The sequence below is a fragment of the Rhizobium sp. EC-SD404 genome, from assembly GCF_902498825.1.
In the GTDB taxonomy this organism is placed as follows: domain Bacteria; phylum Pseudomonadota; class Alphaproteobacteria; order Rhizobiales; family Rhizobiaceae; genus Georhizobium.
In genome coordinates, this window is the sequence record NZ_LR701459.1 from 416,570 (window position 1) to 433,758 (window position 17,189).

13 protein-coding genes are annotated in these 17,189 nt (G+C 62.1%); 5 read left to right on the plus strand and 8 right to left on the minus strand.

Annotated features, from left to right (window positions below; all coding sequences use genetic code 11):
• Positions 1-36 precede the first annotated feature (36 nt).
• The 3 genes from GC125_RS03055 to obgE are packed head-to-tail and all read right to left on the minus strand — an operon-like array spanning position 37 to position 3,574.
• On the minus strand, positions 37-1,323 hold the full coding sequence (locus GC125_RS03055) for a glutamate-5-semialdehyde dehydrogenase (RefSeq protein WP_151983985.1): 1,287 nt from the start codon (positions 1,321-1,323) through the stop codon (positions 37-39).
• 28 nt (positions 1,324-1,351) lie between these two features.
• Positions 1,352-2,497, minus strand: coding sequence for a glutamate 5-kinase (gene proB / locus GC125_RS03060; RefSeq protein ID WP_151983986.1), 1,146 nt, complete (start codon positions 2,495-2,497; stop codon positions 1,352-1,354).
• Positions 2,498-2,509: 12 nt separating this feature from the next.
• Positions 2,510-3,574 carry a GTPase ObgE gene (obgE, locus tag GC125_RS03065; RefSeq protein WP_151983987.1) on the minus strand — a complete coding sequence of 355 codons (1,065 nt, stop codon included), beginning with the start codon at positions 3,572-3,574 and terminating at the stop codon, positions 2,510-2,512.
• A gap of 159 nt (positions 3,575-3,733) precedes the next feature.
• On the opposite strand from obgE, the gene rlmH reads away from it, so the two are divergent.
• A complete protein-coding gene (rlmH, locus tag GC125_RS03070) occupies positions 3,734-4,216 on the plus strand; it encodes a 23S rRNA (pseudouridine(1915)-N(3))-methyltransferase RlmH (RefSeq protein WP_151983988.1) in 483 nt (160 codons plus the stop codon).
• Positions 4,217-4,237: 21 nt separating this feature from the next.
• Here rlmH and GC125_RS03075 read toward each other — a convergent pair whose 3' ends face one another.
• Positions 4,238-5,941, minus strand: a complete 1,704-nt coding sequence (locus tag GC125_RS03075; RefSeq protein WP_151983989.1) for a TadE/TadG family type IV pilus assembly protein — start codon at positions 5,939-5,941, stop codon at positions 4,238-4,240.
• Between the two features lie 235 nt (positions 5,942-6,176).
• Here GC125_RS03075 and GC125_RS03080 point away from each other — a divergent pair, with 235 nt between their 5' ends.
• The 4 genes from GC125_RS03080 to GC125_RS03095 all read left to right on the plus strand — a co-directional run bounded on the left by GC125_RS03080 (position 6,177) and on the right by GC125_RS03095 (position 10,748).
• On the plus strand, positions 6,177-7,628 hold the full coding sequence (locus tag GC125_RS03080; RefSeq protein ID WP_286165341.1) for a murein hydrolase activator EnvC family protein: 1,452 nt from the start codon (positions 6,177-6,179) through the stop codon (positions 7,626-7,628).
• Positions 7,618-8,943 carry a S41 family peptidase gene (locus GC125_RS03085; RefSeq protein ID WP_151983990.1) on the plus strand — a complete coding sequence of 442 codons (1,326 nt, stop codon included), beginning with the start codon at positions 7,618-7,620 and terminating at the stop codon, positions 8,941-8,943. Before GC125_RS03080 ends, GC125_RS03085 begins: the two co-directional genes overlap by 11 nt.
• Positions 8,944-9,024: 81 nt before the next feature.
• On the plus strand, positions 9,025-10,236 hold the full coding sequence (locus GC125_RS03090; RefSeq protein WP_151983991.1) for a divergent polysaccharide deacetylase family protein: 1,212 nt from the start codon (positions 9,025-9,027) through the stop codon (positions 10,234-10,236).
• Complete coding sequence (locus GC125_RS03095; RefSeq protein WP_151983992.1) at positions 10,233-10,748, plus strand: RNA pyrophosphohydrolase; 516 nt, start codon at positions 10,233-10,235, stop codon at positions 10,746-10,748. Before GC125_RS03090 ends, GC125_RS03095 begins: the two co-directional genes overlap by 4 nt.
• Positions 10,749-11,029: 281 nt before the next feature.
• Here GC125_RS03095 and GC125_RS03100 read toward each other — a convergent pair whose 3' ends face one another.
• The 4 genes from GC125_RS03100 to GC125_RS03115 all read right to left on the minus strand — a co-directional run bounded on the left by GC125_RS03100 (position 11,030) and on the right by GC125_RS03115 (position 17,053).
• Positions 11,030-12,982, minus strand: coding sequence for an FAD-binding monooxygenase (locus GC125_RS03100; RefSeq protein WP_151983993.1), 1,953 nt, complete (start codon positions 12,980-12,982; stop codon positions 11,030-11,032).
• 101 nt (positions 12,983-13,083) lie between these two features.
• The gene (gene galE / locus GC125_RS03105) at positions 13,084-14,079 is read right to left on the minus strand and encodes a UDP-glucose 4-epimerase GalE (RefSeq protein ID WP_151983994.1); all 996 of its coding nucleotides are present in this window, start codon (positions 14,077-14,079) and stop codon (positions 13,084-13,086) included.
• Positions 14,080-14,166: 87 nt separating this feature from the next.
• Positions 14,167-14,643: a hypothetical protein gene (locus tag GC125_RS03110; protein ID WP_151983995.1), complete on the minus strand. Its 477-nt coding sequence runs from the start codon at positions 14,641-14,643 to the stop codon at positions 14,167-14,169.
• Between the two features lie 91 nt (positions 14,644-14,734).
• Entirely contained in the window at positions 14,735-17,053 is a 2,319-nt protein-coding gene (locus GC125_RS03115; RefSeq protein WP_151983996.1) for a glycosyltransferase, read from the minus strand.
• Between the last annotated feature and the right edge of the window lie 136 nt (positions 17,054-17,189).

The window sequence follows — 17,189 nt, forward strand, 5'->3', positions numbered from 1 at the left end:
TAAGGCGACAGGGGAGAAAGCGCTGAGCTCAAGGGGTCAAGGTCGCGTCTGGCCAGTGCCGTGGACGCGGTACTTGAACGAGGTCAGTTGTTCTACGCCGACCGGACCCCGCGCATGCATCTTGCCGGTCGCGATACCGATCTCTGCGCCCATGCCGAATTCACCACCATCGGCAAACTGCGTCGAGGCGTTGTGCAGGAGGATCGCGGAATCCACTTCGTTGAAGAAGCGCTCGGCGACGGCCGGATCCTCGGCGATCACCGCCTCGGTATGGTGGGAGGAATAGCGTTTGATGTGAGCGATCGCGCCCGAGATCCCGTCGACCAGCGCCACCGAGATGATGGCGTCCAGGTATTCGGTTGACCAATCTTCGTCGGTCGCTTGCTTCAGGGCCGGAAACACCTTCAAAACCGCAGCCGAAGCGCGAATTTCACAGCCGGCCTCAGTCAGCGCTTCGAGAAGCGGCATCAGATGCGTGCCCGCTGCGGCACCGTCCACCAGAAGCGTTTCGGCCGCACCGCAGATGCCCGTGCGCCGCATCTTCGCGTTCACGACGATGCGCTTCGCCATCTCCAAGTCGGCGGATTGGTCCACGTAGATATGGCAGAGGCCTTCGAGATGCGCGAAGACCGGCACCCGCGCCTCAGCCTGGACGCGCGCGACGAGGCTCTTCCCGCCCCGCGGCACGATGACGTCGATGGCGCCGGAAAGCCCGGTCAGCATGGCGCCGACGGCAGCCCGGTCGGCAACTGGTACGAGCTGGATCGCGTCCTCGGGCAGACCGGCCTGCTTCAGGCCGCGAACGAGGCTCGCATGAATCGCGCGGGATGAGTTCAAACTGTCGGAGCCGCCGCGCAGGATCACCGCATTGCCAGCCTTGACGCAAAGCGCGCCGGCATCGGCGGTCACGTTCGGCCGGCTCTCGTAGATGACGCCGATGACGCCGAGCGGCGTGCGTACGCGCTCGATCTGAAGGCCGTTTGGGCGCTCCCAGGCGGCGATCACGGCACCGACGGGATCGTCGAGTTCCGCAATCGTGCGGATGCCCTCGGCCATGCCGGCGATGCGTTGGGTGTCGAGCTTTAGCCGGTCGACCAGCGATTCGGCGAGCTCAGCTTGCTTTGCGTTGGCGAGGTCGACAGCATTGGCGGCAAGGATCTTGTCCTCGTCGGCCAGAACCGCGTCGGCCATCGCCTGAAGCGCCTTGGTCTTCATTTCCGGCGTGGCGATCGCCAATGGTCCACTCGCCGCTTTCGCGCGACGGCCGATCTCTTCCATCACGTCGGCGATGGTGTTGTCGTTGGTCTGGACCTGGTGCAGCATGCTCATGCTCCGCCTTAATTCTGGAGAATTATGCCATCGGCTCTCGCGGTGCGCCTGTCAACACCAGGTCGTCGCGATGAACCATGGCCGCCCGGCCCGAATAGCCGAGGATCGCCTCGATCTCGGCGGTCTTACAACCGGCTATCCTGGTGGCCTCTTCGGCATCGTAGGCGATCAGTCCACGGGCGATTTCGCGACCCACCTCGTCGAAGATCGCCACCGTATCGCCCCGGGCGAATTCCCCGGACAGCGACCGAACGCCGGCCGGCAACAGGCTCTTGCCCATACGCAGCGCGCGCTCGGCACCCTTGTCGATGCGCAGCGTGCCCATCGGCGTCAACTGACCTGCGATCCAGGTTTTGCGGGCAGTGACGGGCTGGCCGCTCGGCGCAAAGAAGGTGGAGCGCGCGCCTTGATCGATGGCGCTGATCGGATGCATATCCTTGCCGGAGGCGATGATCATCGCGCAGCCGGCATTCGTTGCGATCTTGCCGGCTTCGACCTTGGTGCGCATGCCCCCGCGCGACAGTTCGGACGCAGCGCCGCCAGCCATCGCCTCGATCTCGGGCGTGATCGACGACACGATGTCGAAGAACCGCGCATCGGGATCGATCGAAGGCGACGCGCTGTACATCCCGTCGACATCGGACAGCAGGATCAGGAGATCGGCACCGATCATCGTTGCGACGCGCGCTGCCAGTCGGTCATTGTCGCCGTAGCGGATCTCGGTCGTGGCGACCGTGTCGTTTTCGTTGATGATGGGCACCGCGCCTAGCTTCATCAGTTCGGTGAGCGTCGCGCGTGCATTGAGGTAGCGCCGCCGGTCTTCGGTGTCGCCGAGCGTCAAAAGCACTTGCCCCGCAATGATCGACCGTTCGGCCAGCGCTGCAGACCAAGCGCGTGCGAGCGCGATCTGCCCGACGGCAGCCGCCGCCTGGCTGCCCTCGAGCTTCAACATGCCTGCCGGCAGATCGAGAACGGAACGTCCGAGTGCGATGGCACCGGATGACACGACGAGCACGTCGCAACCGCTGGCCCGCAAAGCTGCGAGATCGGCGCACAGCGCTTCCAGCCATGCCTGCTTGAGGCCGAGATTTCGATCGACGAGAAGCGCCGAACCGATTTTCACGACCACGCGTCGGTGTGCGGCGACGGGTTTCCTGGATGTTGCCACGGGCGGGTCTGCCTATCGCCTGTCCGCGTCGGCAGCCCAGTCGGCATCGTCCTGGAAGTCGTCGGAAACATCGGTCGGTTCGCCACCCTTGGATTCCAGGATGATCGTGCGCAGCGCCCGCAATGCCGCCTGCATGCCTTCTCCGGTCGCCGCCGACAGCATCATCGGCGTCTTGCCCGATGCGTCGGCCAGCTCTTTCAGCTTCTCGGCACGCTCGTCCTCGTCCAGCGTGTCGATCTGAGAAAGCGCCAAGATTTCGGGCTTGTCGGTCAAGCCATGACCGTAGGCATCGAGCTCGTTGATCACGGTTCGGTAGGCCTTCGCCACATCCTCTTCCTGGCCCGAGACCAGGTGCAGGAGGACACGGTTGCGTTCCACATGACCAAGGAAACGGTCGCCGATCCCGACACCCTCATGGGCGCCTTCGATCAGGCCGGGAATATCGGCAAGCACGAATTCCGATCCATCGACAGACGCGACGCCGAGATTGGGATGAAGCGTGGTGAAAGGGTAGTTTGCGATCTTCGGCCGCGCGCGGGTGACGGCTGCGAGAAATGTTGACTTTCCGGCGTTCGGCAGCCCGACGAGGCCGGCATCGGCGATGAGCTTGAGACGCAGCCACACCCACTTTTCGATGCCTTCGAGGCCCGGATTGGCGTGGCGGGGCGCCTGGTTCGTCGACGACTTGAAATGCGCATTGCCGAAGCCGCCATTGCCGCCGGCCGCAAGCCGGTAGCGCTGGCCTTCCTTCGTCATATCGACGATCAGCGTTTCGTTGTCTTCTTCGAAAATCTGCGTGCCAACAGGCACCTTCAGGACGACTTCGCCGCCCTTGGCGCCGGTGCGGTTGCGGCCCATGCCGTGGCCGCCGGTCTCGCCCTTGAAGTGCTGCTGAAAGCGATAATCGATGAGCGTGTTGAGGCCGTTGACCGCCTCCACCCACACGTCGCCGCCACGGCCGCCGTCGCCGCCGTCCGGTCCACCGAATTCGATGAATTTTTCGCGGTGAAACGAGACGCTGCCTGCGCCCCCGTCACCAGAGCGGATGTAGACTCTCGCCTGATCCAGAAACTTCATGATGTTGCCACTTATCGTCACGCGCGCAGGATCAAGCCTGCGGGACCGGGTTCTGCCGGCGGTGATATAGCCGACGGCCCGAGAGGTCAAAGACAATCGCCGAAATGCGGGCGAGCGCCGCCTTTACGGAGCGGCATCGGCCTGCCAGAAACCAAAGGCATGAAGATCGACATCATTGCCATCGGCAAACTGAAATCGGGACCGGAGCGTGAACTCGTTGCCCGCTATCTGGACCGTCTCGCCAAATCGGGCCCTGCCATCGGCATCGAATTCGGCCGCCTCATCGAGCGTCCCGAAAGCCGCGCGTCCAGCACGAACACCCGCAAGCGCGAAGAAGCCGACGCGATCCGGTCGGCGCGACCGGAGGGTGGCAAGCTCATCCTTCTCGACGAAGGCGGCAAGACGCCGGGATCCGAAGCATTCGCCGCCGATCTCGGCCTTTGGCGCGACGATGGCGCCCGCAACGCCACATTCGTCATCGGCGGGGCGGATGGCCTCGATGGGTCCCTATTGGGAGAAAGCGATCTGACGCTGTCCTTCGGCCGGCTGACCTGGCCGCACCAGATCGTCAGGGTGCTTCTGGCCGAGCAGCTCTACCGCGCCGTCACGATCCTGTCCGGCCACCCCTATCACAGGGAATGAGCAGACAGGATTTCGTGCGGGTCAGTTGGTGAAGTGCAGTTGCGCCACCATGCTGCCAATGCGTGCGAAGACGCTGTCCAGCCGGCTGACATCGTTCGTCGGGAAATAGTTCTCCGGCGCCGACGCACACCCACCGTTGGCACTGCTGTAGACCGCGCGGTTGTTGGCGGTGTCAGCCTGCAGCAGCACCGTATAAATCTCCACGCCGTTATTCTTCAGCATGGTGCAATTCTCTTTCGTCCAGCCATCGACCGTTCGAGCAGCCGTACCTTGGTTCGTGGTGCCGAAGCGGTTTGACGACATGAAGCCGTTCGAGCCGTAGTCGGACTTGTTGACCGTGTTACTTGAGCCGTAGACGACATTTTCCCCATCCGTCAGCAGCACCACGATCTTCTTCGTGCCCTCGGTAGCGAAGGGATCGCCGGTGGTGTAGGGCGCTTCCGGTGAAAGCACGCGGGTGCCCCAGGCAAGCCCCTCCGCGACATTGGTGCCTGACCCGTTCCACTCCCGCATTTGGGAGACGGCAGTTTTCAGCGCAGTGAAATCGTCGGTTAACGGCTGAACAGGGGTCGGGCAGGCGCGGTTCGGTCCGCCGGTCAGCGGTCCGCCTTGCGCGGCAAACGGAAGCTTCGGGTTGGTCGCATTGTATTTCGCGAGTGAGCGCTGGATTACCGCAAATGTGCCCGTGATCTGGTCCGTCAGATAGGACGTGTTTAGGTTCGCCGAATTATTCCCGGCGAAGGGCGTATCGGCGTTGCTGCGCGTGGAATCCTTGTCCGGCTCGTCTGGGGCGAAATAGGGGACGAACAGGGTGCTGCCGGTCGTTGGGGCAGCATCGACAGTGACCGTGCGCGGACGAGCCTCGACACAACCCTTCCAAGTTACGCCGATCTGATGAAACAGCCGCATATGGTTGGCTTTCACCTGACCAGTGGAACCCCGATTTCCGCTAAGCACCGTAACGTTCGAGGCGTTGGCGCTGCTCACTGCAGGAATGGCGCACGGGGAAGCGGCAACAGCGCCGTACTTGCTGTCTTTGACGGCCCCGTGTCGGTCGAACTCAACCTGAATGCTGTCGAAATTGGCGCCGTGATATTCGGCGACCGCATTCACATCGATCCAGGAGCAATCGAATTCCGGACCGCGAATGTTAACGCCCGTGACGAACGGCACGAGCGCCATGCGGATGCGGCGGTTTGGATTGTTCTCCGCTACCGTTTCCAGCGTCTCTACCAGCGTCGTTGCCGCTTTGCGCAATGCAGCAATGCGATTGTTCGTCGCCATCGAGCCGGTGTTGTCCAGTACCATCACGACTTCCAGCGCGTCGGTCGCCTCATAGGCGTCCGAGCTCACGCTGATCCGCGCGGTGCGACCCGTAAAGGTGTGCATGATCGTGAGCGCCACGTCCGCAGTGGCCGTCGCTTCCGTTCTGATGAAATTTGCGCCGATCTCGTCGTCGAAATCCGTTTGAATATTGCTGATCGTCGGTTCGGAAGAGACCAAGGCCGAAAGATAGGATTCGAAGTAGCTCTCGCGGGTCTGGTCTCGATCGTTGAACCGCGTTGCGGCCAGCAGCGCCGCATCGACATTGTTCTGCAGCGCAGTCTTGGCCGCCATCATGCGGCTTGTATCGATCGCCATCCCGGCTGCAAGCAGCATGACCGGCAAGGAGATGCCGAACATCATTGCGAACTGTCCGCTACGATCTTCAAGGAAACGCTTCATGGTTGGATCCCCAGCTATTCCCTTCTGGATACGCGCGACCGATTAAGACATGCTTTGCTTCATGGGGAATCAGTCGATGAAGCAGGGCTCTCCGCGTGAATTCGGTCGATGCGGTTAACCGACGGTTTCTACACTGAAGTGTATTTTCGACTGGGGCGGCGAAACCTCTCTTTCGCCTCAAACTCGACATGCTTGCCGCCGATGGAGAATACATGGGCCAAGATCGGACTGAGACTTGAAGCCAGCACCATGGATTCGCGACCGCAGCGCCGCGTTGCAATTCGTTTCAGGTCGGCAAGCGAGACTCGCTGCCGGGCTCGCCAGCGGAGCTGTCGTCGCCGTTCTTTTTGCTTCGGCATCACTCCATATCGCCCAGGCGCAGGAGCCGGCCTCGACCCAATCGGGTGCCCAAGCGGAAATGCCCTCCGATCCGACGGAAACTCTCGATGCCAAGCGCGCCGAAACGGCCGATGAACTTGACCGCCTGAGCCGTGCCATCACGCTGTCGGAACAGCGCATGGCGGATCTGCGCGCCGAGGTGGACGCGCTGCGACAGGACGAGGCGGCAATTCGCGAAAGCATGATCGAAACCGCCGATCGCCAACGCGATCTTACAACCCGCATGGCGGAAGCCGAAGATCGCTTCTCCGCGCTGCGTGAAGACGAAGGTGAGATTACTGCATCGCTGCGGGAACGGCGCGTGCTCCTAGCGGAGGTACTCGCCGGGCTGCAGCGCATGGGGCGTAATCCGCCGCCGGCCTTGCTCGTGGCGGCGGAAGACGCGCTTGCCTCCGTGCGCAGCGCCATTCTGCTTGGCGCCGTCGTGCCGGAAATGCGCGAAGAGACGCAGAAACTTGCGCAGGATCTCGCGCGCCTTTCCGCAGTGCGCGAGGACATCGAAGAAGAGCGCGAGAAGCTCGTCGCCGCACGCACCGATCAGGTCGTCGAAGAAGAGCGCCTCACACTGCTTCTTGCCGAGAAGCGCGACATGCAGGGCGACCGCGAACGGCGCATCGAGGAGGAGCGGGTCGCCGCGGCAAGGTTAGCGGAACGCGCGTCGTCGCTTGGCGAGCTGATCGCATCGCTCGAAACGGAGATCTCCTCCGTGCGTGAGGCTGCCGAACAGGCACGCGAAGCAACACGATTGCGTGAACAGCAAAGCGAGGAAGAGCTGGAACGGGCGCGTGATCGTGCCGCCAGCGGCGACCTCGATATGGAAAGATTTTCGCCGGCCGTTCCTTTCGAATCGCGCACCGCAACGCTGGAATTGCCCGTGGAAGGGGCGGTTGAGCGCTGGTATGGCGACGACGACGGCACGGGACATCCTTTGCAGGGTGTCATGGTCGCAAGCCGTTCGGGCGCGCTGGTTCAGGCTCCAGCCGACGCCTGGGTCGTCTATGCCGGGCCCTTTCGGTCCTATGGCCAGCTATTGATCCTCAACGCCGGTGACGAATATCATATCGTCATGGCGGGTATGGATCGTATCGATGTTTCACCTGGCCAGTTTGTCGTGACTGGCGAACCGGTCGCTGCCATGGGTGAAACAAGGCTCGCAGGCGCTGCTGCTTTGGCTCTGGTTTCCGGGCAGCCGACGCTTTACATTGAATTCAGGAAAGATGGACAGCCGGTCGATCCTGACCCCTGGTGGGCAAACGATACTTCGGGAAGGGCAAGCAATGATTCGTAAAATATCGCTACTGTTCGTCGGCGCCCTCATGGGCGCTACCGCCCTGAGCACCGCCCAGCAGTTCAGCATGCCGGCGGAAGCCGCCGGGTCGGATACGTACCGACAGCTGTCGATCTTCGGTGACGTGTTCGAGCGCGTGCGCTCTCAATATGTGACCCCGCCGGAGGAGAAAGAGCTGATCGAGAATGCCATCAACGGCATGCTCACCTCGCTCGACCCCCATTCCAGCTACCTCAACGCCGATGACGCCAACGACATGCGCACCCAGACGCGTGGCGAGTTCGGCGGCCTCGGCATCGAGGTGACGATGGAAGACGACCTCGTCAAGGTCATCACGCCCATCGACGACACCCCCGCCGCCCAGGCCGGTGTGCTTGCCGGCGACCTGATTTCAGAGATCGACGGCGAATCGCTGCAGGGCCTGACGCTGTCGGACGCGGTTGATCGCATGCGCGGTCCTGTCGACACGACCGTCGAACTCACCATCATCCGCGAAGGTGCGGCGCAACCGCTGAAGATCGAAGTCACGCGTGACATCATTCAGGTCAAGGCGGTTCGTCACAGCGTCGAGGAGAATGTCGGCTATCTGCGCCTCATCTCCTTCACCGAAAAGACCTATGACGATCTCGCCGCAGCCATCGAACAGATCCAGGAAGAAGTGCCGGCGGACGAGCTGAAAGGCTTCGTTCTCGACATGCGCCTCAACCCAGGCGGATTGCTCGATCAGGCGATCAGCGTTTCCGACGCTTTCCTCGATCGCGGCGAAATCGTTTCGACCCGTGGCCGCAACGAAGAGGAAAGCCGCCGCTTCAATTCGCGCGCCGGCGACCTCACGGGCGGCAAGCCGTTGATCGTTCTCGTCAATGGCGGCTCGGCATCGGCTTCAGAAATCGTGGCCGGCGCGTTGCAGGACCACAAGCGTGCGACGGTTCTCGGGACGCGGTCCTTCGGCAAGGGCTCGGTTCAGACGATCATCCCGCTAGGTGAGAATGGTGCGCTTCGCCTGACGACGGCGCTCTATTACACGCCGTCGGGCAAGTCGATCCAGGGCACGGGCATCACCCCGGACATCATCGTCGAGCAGCCGCTGCCCGAAGAGCTGATGGGCCAGGTCGAAGCATCCGGCGAATCGCAGCTGCGCGGTCACATCCAGGGTGAGAGCGAGACCGAAGAAGGGTCCGGCTCGATCGCCTACGTACCGCCGGAGCAGGAAGATGACCTTCAGCTGAACCACGCATTCGACCTGCTGCGTGGCGACCGTACGGACGCCTCCTTCCCGCCGAACCCGGATCAGGCTGCCGTTACCGAACAGTAGGGGTCTGCGGATCCTTTCGACGCGGCGTTCTTTGAGCGCCGCGTCTTGCCGAATCACCCTCAGTCATGAGACCGGTGAGCGGTGCGTAACAAGTTAGATACCCCATTGGGCCAAGCCCGAAAGTCGAAGCCAAAGCGCCGGCGCTGGCCGGGTCGCTTCGCGCTCGGCACGTCGGCCGTCGTTGCGCTGCTTATTGCCGGTTCAATCTACACAGCCATCTCGCCAAGCGGCCTGAGCGGCTCACCTGAGCCGGTGGTGTCCGCCGAGGCGCCCACGACCGCGCCACCTGTGGAAGCGGACGAATACGCGAACCTCCAGACCGGCACCGTGCCTGCACGCACAGCCGGCACTGCCGGCGGCAACATCGCTTCGGAAATGACCGGCGACGGCGTCATGGTCACGACCTATCGGCCGGGCAGCCGTGAAGGGCTTGGGCCACTCATCATCGACGGTGGCGCGGTCGGTCAGGACGTGCGCGTTGCGCACCTGCCGGAAGATGCACTGCTCGAAGAAACGGAATTCGGCGCCATCCCGACCATCTCGCCGGGCGGTAAGCGCTCGGCCGAGGCCTATGCCCGCTCATGGTCCGGCACGAATGGCGCAAAGATCGCGATCATCGTCGGCGGCCTCGGCCTTAGCCAGACGGGCACGCAGTACGCGATCGAGAAACTGCCCGAAGAAGTCACGCTGGCCTTTGCGGCGAGCGGCAACAGCCTGACGCGCTGGATGCAGGACGCACGTCGTGGCGGTCATGAGATCCTCCTGCAGATTCCGCTCGAGCCTTTCGATTATCCATCCGTCGACCCCGGAGCGAACACGCTCACGGTCGAGGCGCCGATGGAGGCCAATATCCAGGCCTTGCACAAATCGCTTGCCCGCATGACCAACTATGCGGGCGTCATGAACTACATGGGCGGACGCTTCATGTCCGACATCGAAGCCTTCGAGCCGGTCATGCGCGAGATCGCCGATCGTGGCCTGCTGTTCCTCGACGATGGTTCGGCGCCGCAATCGCGTTCGGAGATGCTGGCCCGAACCTTCGGTGCGCCCTTCGGCCAGGCCGAGATCGTTCTCGACAGCCGCCGCGAGCGCGGCTCGATCATGGAAGCGCTTGATGCTCTGGAGCGCAGCGCCGTGCGCAACGGTGCCGCCATCGGCGTCGCCTCTGCCTTCGATGTCAGCGTCGATGCGATCGCCGAATGGGTGCGGCAGGCCTCACGCCGCAACATCGAGATCGTCAGCGTCTCGGCAATCGCGCTCGATCCGGCCTCATCCCGAGCAGCGAGCCGATGAGCCGCGTCAAAGCCGAAGACCTGCCGTATCGCCCCTGCGTCGGCGTGATGGTGTTGAACGCCCAAGGTCTCGTCTGGGTCGGACGCCGGATCCCCATCGCTGATTCGGAGCATTCGGGATCGTCGAAACTCTGGCAGATGCCGCAGGGCGGGATCGACCCAGGTGAGGACCCCTATCCGGCTGCGCTGCGCGAGCTCTACGAAGAAACCGGCATGAAGACGGTAAGCCTGCTGGCGGAAGCTCCGAATTGGATCAACTACGATCTTCCTGCCGAACTGATCGGCATCGGCCTGAAGGGCCGTTATCGCGGGCAGACGCAGAGATGGTTCGCCTTCCGCTTCGAGGGCGATGAGAGCGAGATCGCCATCAATCCGCCGCCAGGTGGCCACGAGGCGGAGTTCGACGCCTGGGACTGGAAGCCCATGGCGGAACTGCCGAACCTGATCGTCCCGTTCAAGCGCGGCGTCTACGAGACCGTCGTCTCGACATTCTCATCGCTTGCCGGCCGCTAGAGCGCGTCCCGTTCAATCTGGTTCATCCGGCCGCTTTTTTTGAAAGTGATACTCCGTGGCCAGGCAACAGCCACGCCGTTGAGGTGAGATCCACACGCCGCGCTCGGCGGCCAGGCACTCCCCGGCCTCGGTAATCGTCAGGTTCCCGTGCCGCCTCAGTGAAGGCCTCGCTGGCATCGACCTCCTTAACGTGTCTCGGCGGTCGATCTTGCCGAGCCTGCGAACGTGATCCGCGTCGTTGCTTGAGATGGGTGCGATACCTCAGAGCCGATGGGGAACCTTCAACCCCTGCCGATCATCACTCGATCGAAGAATGCTGTCAGTTCGGCGTAGGCGTCGAGCGGCAGCACTTCCGCCACATACTGGTCCGGGCGGACGACGACGAGGCAGCCGGTCACTCGGTCGATGTTGCGCAGGTCGAAAATGTCGGGACCGGTCTTGAGATCGGGGCAGAAGACCTTTTCGTGATCGATCAATCCGTAACGGCCCTTCCGAGGCGTGAGGAGAGGATGCAGCCTGTCGCGCGATAGGGACTGGTGGTCGGTCTGATAGACCGCCCGCAGATCGATGATGGCATCGATATCCGCTCCAGGTGGAGTGTATCTAAGGAGAGGTGAAGCGAGGTCGTCCGCGAGGAAGTGGCAGAGCTTCATCATTGAACCCGATCGAGCCGGCTGGTCCGTCGGAGTGACGCCGGATCCTTCGAATACAAAGATGCGCCAGCGTCCGTCGGCTTTTACGACATGGCCAAGCTGCATGGGCTTGGCATCGGCAAAACGGATGACCGGGGCGGAATGGAAGCGCATGCCGACCGGGAAGCCAGCTGTCAGATTCTGATGGGTTCCGTTACCCGTAAGCAAAGACTTACTATATTGCGTTGCCGTGCCGGCCGTGAACCGGCCCTGTTTGACGAAATAGCGTTGAAATTCATTTGGATCGACGCCTTGGTCATCGCCATTGCCGGACGTTTTCGGCCGAGCGCTGAACATTTTCGCGAATTCCCGATCGAAGTCGATGAGTTCCTGGGCAATCGCCTGGCGTTCATCGGAGTAGGTGTTGAGGACTTCGGGCTTCAGGATGTTGCGCAGCACGCCTGCCAGCTTCCAACCGAGATTGAAGCTGTCCTGCATGGAGACGTTCATGCCTTGGCCCGCCTTCGGGCTGTGCGTATGGCAGGCGTCGCCGGCGATGAAGACGCGCGGCAGGCGGTCGTCAACGGCGCCTTCAGGGCGATCGTCGAAGCTTGCGCAGAGCCGCTGGCCGATCTCGTAGACGGACCACCATGCGACTTCCTTCACGTCCAAAGTGTAGGGGTGGAGGATGCGTTGTGCGGCGGCGATCAATTGCTCGCTCGTGATGTTGCGGTTGGAGACGCGCTCGTCCTTATTGAGCTTGTCCATCTCGATATAGAGCCGCACGAGGTAGCCGCCCTCGCGCGGGATGATGAGCACATTGCCTTCGTTGGCGGAGTGAATTGCGGCCTTCAGGCGGATGTCAGGAAAATCTGAGACGGCGAGCACGTCCATCACGCCCCAGGCATGGTTGGCGGAATCACCGAGCAGTGGCTTGCCAAGCGCTTGCCGCACAGCACTTCGGGCGCCATCGCAGCCGACCACGTAGCGCGCCCTGACGGTTTCGATCGTTTGTGCGCCGTTCTCATTAGCCCGCTCGAGCGTCACCGACACGGGGTGGGTCCCGGCTTTCTCGCCTTGTGCAATCTCTAGGCCTGCGACGCGTCGGCCATAGTGCGGGTCCAGGCGGGTCGGTGCGTTGCGCATCGTTTCGAGAAAGAAGTCATGGACGCGCGCCTGGTTCAAGATGACATGCGGGAACTCCGATAGGCCGTCTTCGGTATCCTGAATGCGTCCGCTTCGTGCAATGTTGCGCGGGTTTTCCGGATCCGGTTTCCAGAAAGACGTCTCGTTGACCCAATAGGCCTCCTTCAGCACCTTTTCGCTGAAACCGAAGGCTTCGAACATTTCCATCGTGCGGCATGCGATGCCGTCGGCCTGGCCGAGTTCGAGTGGGCCCGGCTTCTGATCGACGATCATCGTGGTGATGTCGGGAAAAGCGGCAAGCTGGGCAGCCAGCGTCAAACCGGCCGGACCGCAACCGATGATCAGCACGTCCACCTCTTCGCTCGCCGACTGTGCGGACTTGATTTCAGGATCGGTGCTGGCTGATGGCGCGACGGATGGATCGCCCGTGCGAAAGCCGTTGAGATGGAACTGCATCAAATCCTCCCGCTAACAAATGCTCCATATGATAAGTATACGTATCATATGGAGCGGTCAATGGGCGGTGCGGGTGGATCGCTCAACGAGCGCTCCCGGGATCAGGCCCGGCTGGAGTTCAATTTCTGGAGGTGACGTTCCCACTCAATCGCGTGTGTCACGATCAGATCGAGATCGTCGAGTTCAGGCGTCCAGCCCAATTCGCGACGGGCGATCGCGGCATCGGCCACCACGGTGACGGCGTCGCCAGGTCGACGCTCGCGCTCGCGAACGTCGAAATCGAATCCGGTCACCTTCTTTACGGTGTCGATGACTTCCCGCACGGAATAACCGCGGCCGTACCCGCAATTGGCGAGCAGGCTGCCGCCGCCATTGCGCAGGCGCGCTAGGGCGAGGCGGTGCGCACGCACCAGATCGGTGACGTGGATGTAGTCGCGAATGCAGGTGCCGTCCGGGGTGGGGTAGTCGCCACCGAATACTTCCATGAAGTCGCGCTTGCCGGTTGCCGTTTCGCAGGCGACCTTGATCAGATGCGTCGCGCCGCGCGTGGATTGCCCGGTGCGCAGGCGCGGATCCGCCCCGCAAACGTTGAAATAACGCAGCGCCGTATAGGCGAAATCATGGGCGGCGGCGGTATCGCGCAGCATCCACTCCGTCATCAGCTTCGAGGCACCATAGGGCGATTCCGGCTGGGTCGGCATGTCTTCGGTAACGGGCACCTTCTGGGGTGTGCCGTAGACGGCGGCCGTGGACGAGAAGATGAAGTGGGGCACACCGGCACGAACGGTGCTCTCGAGGAGAGACCGCGTCTTGGAGGTGTTGTTCTCGTAGTAGGTGAGCGGGTCGGCGACGGAGTCCGGCACGACGACCGAGCCAGCGAAATGAATGATGGCATCGACGCCATTGTCGCGAATGGTGGATTCGACGAGCTCCTGATCGGCGATGTCGCCGACGACGAGCTTTGCTTCCGGCGCCACCGCCCAGTCGAACCCTGTGCTCAGCCGGTCGAGAACGACGACATCTTCACCCGCATCCAGCAGTTCCCAGACCATGTGGCTGCCGATATAGCCGGCGCCGCCGGTGACCAGTACGGACATGCATGACCCCAATGATAATCTGCGTTCGACAAGCCGGTGCGCCGTCGAGGACGAAGCACGCTTCCACGCTCGACTTAATCGAAAGGGCTATCGGGGCGCAATGCCGAGAAGGCGGGTGATGCCGCTCCGTCTCTTCTTTGGGGCGACGGTTGCGGCCAGCTGCGCCTGCAGCTCTAGCACCTGTTGCTCAAGTTCGGCGATGCGTGCGTCTCGCTGCGCCAGCGCAGGAACGAAATAGGAATGCCGCTCCGCCTCATAGGCTTCGGCCGTCTGTTCCAGATGCAATATACGCTGCTGCCTTAACTCGAGCTGCGGCTCGTACCAGGTCGAGCGTACGTTGTCATAGTGGCCGACCTCCTCTTTCAACTTGACGAGTTCCGGCTCGTACCAGTTCACGCGCTTGTCTTCGTAACCGTCCGCGCGCTCGGAAAGCTCGTGGATAATGTTCGACATACGGCGCATCTGCTCGGCATAGTGCATGACACGGCGCCGCATGACCGCCTGCTCGCCATTTTCGGACGGTGGCTGCACAGACGATGCGGCCGGGTCGGGCCGCCGCGGCATCGTTGGCTCATATCCTTGGCCGTTGCCCTTGCCATTCATATCATCGCTCCCGTGCGCCACGCAGCTCTCGTCTTTCTCGGCATTCGCTTTGTCAGTTCGGACTTGCTGCGTCCGGGCCCTGTCCGCCAATGAGAATTGGTCCGGCGGGCAACGGCCTCGTTGCGCGCACCCCGTTAGCACGCATGATGCTTTGCGCTGGCCGGATCCTCTCGTGTGTGGTCGCGGGAAGCTCAAAAATCTCGGCGATGCGGGCCTGGTGCTCGTGGATCGAATGGCGGATGTCGATCAGCTTGCGGGCATTGTCCGCCTTGCGTCGCGCCTCGGCGGGATCTGCGTAGAGCTCCGCCACCGCAGCCAGATAGGCGGCTGTGAGAGCGTCGTCATCGATCAGGTCGGGAACGAGAAAGCCGGTTTCGGAACTTATGGCTTCGCCGATGCCGCCGACCGCCGGCGCAATCACCGGCAAACCCACGGCCATCGCCTCCAGCACGACGTTCGGCAGGCCGTCGAACGCAGCCGTGTAGATCAGTGCGTCGTAGTCCTCGACGTCGATGGTCGAAAGGCCATCGAAGGTGCCCTTGTAGACGAGGTCGGGCATTTCGCGGAGACACTCGGGCTCGCACCCGACGGGCGCGTTCCCGTGAACGTGAATAGAGATGCCGGGCTGGCTGGTTTGAAGGCCACGGGCGATTTCAGCCAGAAGTTCGGGACGTTTCTGGCGATCGATGCGCGACGCCCAAAGCAGCCGCCGTTTCGGTGCCTTAAGGTCCGACAATACGCGCCGCTCATCGCTGCAAGCCGCGTAAAGGGCGTGAAGCTTCGGGCCGATATCATCTCCCAGCCTTGCGGCCAGGGTGGTGAGGATTGCCTGATGATCCGAAACGATGCCGTCGAACCTGTGACCGGCTTCTGTGATCAGATCGAAGCCGAATCCGTTCTCGAACCGCAGGCCCTGGACCGTGTCGACGGCTTCACAGAAGTGGTAGAAATAGGTCGAGACGTCGCCTAGCCGATCCGCATGGTTGCGCATGAACGCATCGACATATTCGCAGTGTTTCAGATGCAGGCGCTGTAACCCCGGTTGATGCTGGATGATCCGCAGGGTGATCGTTTCGATATCGGCCTCGGTCAGGCCCGTGACGCCGAGGCTGTGCAGATCGACAAACAAGCTGTCGTCGGGAAGACGGTCCACCCAGTGATGTTGGACGATGCGCTGGCCGCCGAGCACGAGGCAGCGCGTGTCGGGCCGCTCTGCCTTCAGCGCCGAAAGAACCGACAGGATGAACTTCTCGCCACCGCCCCGCGTGAGATAGGGGACCAGCAGAATGTCGGTGAACTCCTGACCAGCGAGAATGCCGCAAAGCTCGAAATAGGCGCGCGACAACCCGGCCGGCCGCGTGAAGTTCGTGTTGCCGTGCCTGCCTTTCAGGATCCCGAGACTGATCGCAGGATCGATAGCATTGGCTGCTGCGACGAGGTCCGCCATTCCGGGCAGGTCCGCAAAGGCAGCGGCCGAGAAAGACGGAGCCTCGCTGTGGGACAAGTCACCGTTGAAATCGGCCCAGGCGATTTTGTGGAACCGTGCCGGTTCGAAGAAGGGGCTCGGCGGAACGAGGCCCGGGGTCTCGGCACGAAAGCGGCGGCTCATGCTCTTCTGGCGTTCCCGGTAGAAGACGAGAGCATCCTTGGCGATCGCGACGTCATAGCCGTGCGCGACCGCCGTACAGTTGAAATGCCAGTCTTCGTAGGCGTAGCCGGATTTGTAGGAAACGTCGGCGAAGTGCAGTTCCTTGAAGGCCTCGCGGTAGAGCATGATCCGCGAGACGAAGGGGTGGTTGTCCATCATGGACGCGGCGCCGATGGTTCTCAGCGGCAGGAACTTCCACACGTAACAGGTAGTGCCGAAGCCCAGATAATATTCGGGGCAGACGATCGACTTTGGCCCGCCGGCCTTCAGTGCGCCGTGCATGCGATGGAAATAGTCGAAGCTGACGAGATCGTCCCCGTCGGCGGTCGCGATGATGGCGCCACGAGCCGCATCGATGCCCGCATGGCGCGAAGGGCCGAGCGAACCGTGGGAGACTTCGACGACCTGAAACTGGTCGAAGGCAGTGAGGTCGAAGCTCGAGAGCGCAGTTTGCGTAGGGGCATCGGCGTTGTCGAGAACCACGACAAGCTCCATGCGTAATCCGAATTGGGCTGCGTATTGCATCGCCTCCAGCAAGGATCGAAGCGTCCTAACCAAGTAACGGGCTTCATCATGCAGGTTCAACACGACGGAGATGTCGATCTTCGCGAAGGTTCGGGCTGGTCCGTTCGGGGAAGGTTTGGCCGCGCGCTCGCGATCAAGCCTGGTTTTCATACGCCCCTTCAGGGCGGCTATCGCCATGGAATCGTTCAATGTACCCATCCCTACGCCAGGGCACACCGCCACACTGCGCACCTCTTGCAAGATGCGCTTATCCCCGAGCCCCAGAAAAATAGTATGATAAGAAATATGTTAAATAAAGGGGAATTCTATGGGAAGAACGTCTAATCTAAAAATC